Genomic DNA, 2,847 nt, shown 5'->3' with positions numbered 1-2,847 from the left:
TCCCCATGCGGGAGATGCATCAACAAGAGGGTCATTCCGCTTAATATTCTTCGCATGGTTAGGACCAACGATACGGACTGATACTGTGGTGATATCGATGGGTTCACCACCGGCGGTAAGGCCGATGGGAATGATGATGTATCTTAGTGATTCCGGAGAGGTACTGACGCCGTAGACAGTTCCAGCCACGGTACAACTCGATCCGGCCTGCTGGATACCCTGGTGAATGACCGACTGACTCTCCCCGGAGAAGTGAAAACCCGCCGCCAGGACGGTGTAGGAGAAGATGGATGCGACCACGACAAACGCGATGAGTACGATCGCGGCCTCGAGTCCGGTGAACCCGGCCTCTGCATCAGAAGAGCTCGATGAAGACATTCTTCCCAATGCCCGCGGGAATTGTTCTGGTCAACGAGGCAGTCGCCCCCCCTGCAGTGGTCATCCCGATGGTGAACGTCTCTCCCCTTTGAATTCGCATGCGATTCACCACCAGTTTCACCGTGACGACCTCCCCCGCCTCCAGGAGGTCATTGGTATCCTCCCGGCACCGCCAGGTTAGTGTTATGCCGGAGTCGCCGGGAGGAAACGTGACAAGCGTCTCCTGTGTGGCGACGGTATAGATCACGCTCCCCATATCGACCGCAGCCAGATTGGTTGCGGCCTCAAGGTCGAACTCAACGGAATAGAGCAGCCCCTCATCGTTATCCAGTTTGGCGATGACCGCCTGCCCCGGGCGGAGGGCGGACCCCGCTTCTTCGAGGGCGGCATGCATCACCTCCTGGCTCTTCTGTGATGTGGCGATACCTGCCCCGAGAACGACGTACGCGAAGACCGATGCAACGACGATGAGGGCGATGAAGACAATAGCTGCCTCCAGTCCGGTGAAAGCCCGTTCATCCCTCTCGTCCAGGTCCATCCAATCGAGGGTTGGATGCGCACCAATTAAAGTATGCTGATGTGGGCCAGAGTTGTTTCTCCACCGGCGCCCGGAGACTCGCGCGATGCGTGGCCCTGCCCAATGGCGCGCTTGAGATCCATCCGACCGACTGGTGCCGGGAAGTCTTCCACCTGGTGGAGGTCACATCGCGTCACCAATGACGGGGTTTCATCCCTCCAGCGGGTAATTGCTCAGTCAGATCCGCTCAGATCCGCTGAAAACTGATCTCCGGCATACCCTTGGGCGCTACCAGAGAGGGAACCACCAGGATCAGCCTCACCCTGCACAGCAGCGGCCCGCCGGGAATTTATATATACTTATGGCCTTTTATGGGTAGCAGATGCCGCTAGAAATCACCACCGGACTCCTCGCCGGGCCTGCACACAACCATACGCCCCGGGGCGTCGTCCGGCCCGGCCCCACCATCCACTCTCCTGGAGCAGCCGGTATCGTCGCCGGGCTTGCTGCGCTGTTTTGCCGGCACGAGGTGCGCACCGGTGCGTTCTTTGCCGCGATAAAAGAATCCTTCTTCGGCAGTCCTGCATCCCGGGCAGAGCAGGCCTTAAGCATCATCCTTATCGCCGCCGTCCTCGTAGCCGTCGGGACGACGGTCCTTATCGTCCTGGCGCCGGAGGAGGGGGAGAAGTTCACCGAGTTCTACATCCTCGGGCCGAGGGGGAAGGCAGCCGACTACCCGACCGAGTTCATGTCCGGAACCCCGCAGACGGTCATCATCGGGATCGGGAACCAGGAGTACCAGGATATAACCTACACGGTAGAGACGTTTGCCGTACGGAGCAGGTTCGATGAGGCGACGAACCAGTCGGTGATCGTCTCTGCGACGCTCCTTGACCGGTTTTCAGTCACGGTGCCGCATAACGAGACCATAGAGCAGCCCTACACCTTCCGGATTATGGATCCGAATACAAACAGGCTCGAGTTTCTCCTCTTCAGGGAGGCACCTCCAGAAGACCAGAGCGATCACATCGCTGCCAGTTACCGCGACCTGCACCTCTGGCTGCGGGTGCATTGACGGCGGTACAAAACGCCCTCACCCCATTTTTCGCATGGCTCCGGTTATCAGCGCGAAAGGCCGGTGGAACCCCGGGTAGCCGGCCGCTCCAAACCTTTATAGTTGCAAACGGTTATAGGAAGTGTGAGGTACAACGGATGAAACGCGGAATCCTGGTCGCCTCCCTCCTGGTTCTGGCGCTCGTGGTGGCTCCGGCGGGTGCTTTCAGCGCTGATGAGCTCCAGATACTTGTGGACGAGGAAGGAGGCGCGAATATCACCTTTAACTACACCCTCTCGTGGATCGAGAGGATCGCGGTCTTTTTCAAGATCGCCGAGCCTGAGCAGGAGCTGAAGTCCGCGCTCGAGGAGGCGGCGGGGGCACCTGTAACGGTGACTTCTGCAGAGAGCGACGTCGCCGCGTTCTCGGTTCCGGGTTTTGCGAAGACTCAGAAGACTGATGACGGGACTGTCTACTCCACGCCGGCGCTCAACCTCACCGGGGCTCAGGCGATGCTCGACCGCTACTGGTTTGCGCCGCTGGTCCAGGCCGACTTCTCCCCGGATCTGACGGTGGTCAGGTTCCCGGACGGTCATGAGGAGACCTTCTCCAACCAGAGCGCCATCCCGGCACTCTCTCACACAGTTCCGTGAGCGGAGCCGGAGGACCTTTTTTTGAACGCATCCCAAAAGCGCCCTGCGACCGGATGTCCCCATGGTTCAGAGCATGCTGACGCACGTTCGTAAAGAATTGAGCAAGAGCCAGCGTTAGATCGCTGACACGGTTTCCCCCCGGGTACCGCCTTGCGGGGGAGGACCGGGAGGGGGCGAGCCCCCATTGGCGCGAACGCAACCATGGGTGCACTGTGTCCCCTGCTGGCTATCGGCGAGGTTCAAGC

The 2,847-nt window shown here is 59.8% G+C and carries 3 protein-coding genes and 1 pseudogene; 2 read left to right on the top strand and 2 right to left on the bottom strand.

Annotated elements, in window-relative coordinates; genetic code table 11:
* A pseudogene (locus tag BP858_RS11325) lies at nt 1-378 on the bottom strand (flagellin); the annotation flags it as partial.
* Nucleotides 356-916 carry an archaellin/type IV pilin N-terminal domain-containing protein gene (locus tag BP858_RS11320; protein ID WP_214167096.1) on the bottom strand — a complete coding sequence of 187 codons (561 nt, stop codon included), beginning with the start codon at nt 914-916 and terminating at the stop codon, nt 356-358. The pseudogene BP858_RS11325 and the gene BP858_RS11320, both read right to left, overlap by 23 nt.
* A gap of 361 nt (nt 917-1,277) precedes the next feature.
* Between BP858_RS11320 and BP858_RS11315 the strand changes: the two genes are divergently transcribed.
* Both BP858_RS11315 and BP858_RS11310 read left to right on the top strand, forming a co-directional pair.
* Nucleotides 1,278-1,970 (top strand): DUF1616 domain-containing protein, encoded by a 693-nt coding sequence (locus BP858_RS11315; protein WP_286879522.1) that lies wholly within the window; start codon nt 1,278-1,280, stop codon nt 1,968-1,970.
* Between the two features lie 137 nt (nt 1,971-2,107).
* Nucleotides 2,108-2,602, top strand: coding sequence for a hypothetical protein (locus tag BP858_RS11310; RefSeq protein ID WP_286879521.1), 495 nt, complete (start codon nt 2,108-2,110; stop codon nt 2,600-2,602).
* Nucleotides 2,603-2,847: the final 245 nt, after the last annotated feature.

The organism is Methanoculleus sp. UBA413, from assembly GCF_002502935.1.
GTDB lineage: Archaea > Halobacteriota > Methanomicrobia > Methanomicrobiales > Methanoculleaceae > Methanoculleus > Methanoculleus bourgensis.
The sequence above is the reverse complement of the archived record's forward strand: the minus strand, read 5'-3'. Positions and strand labels throughout refer to the sequence as shown.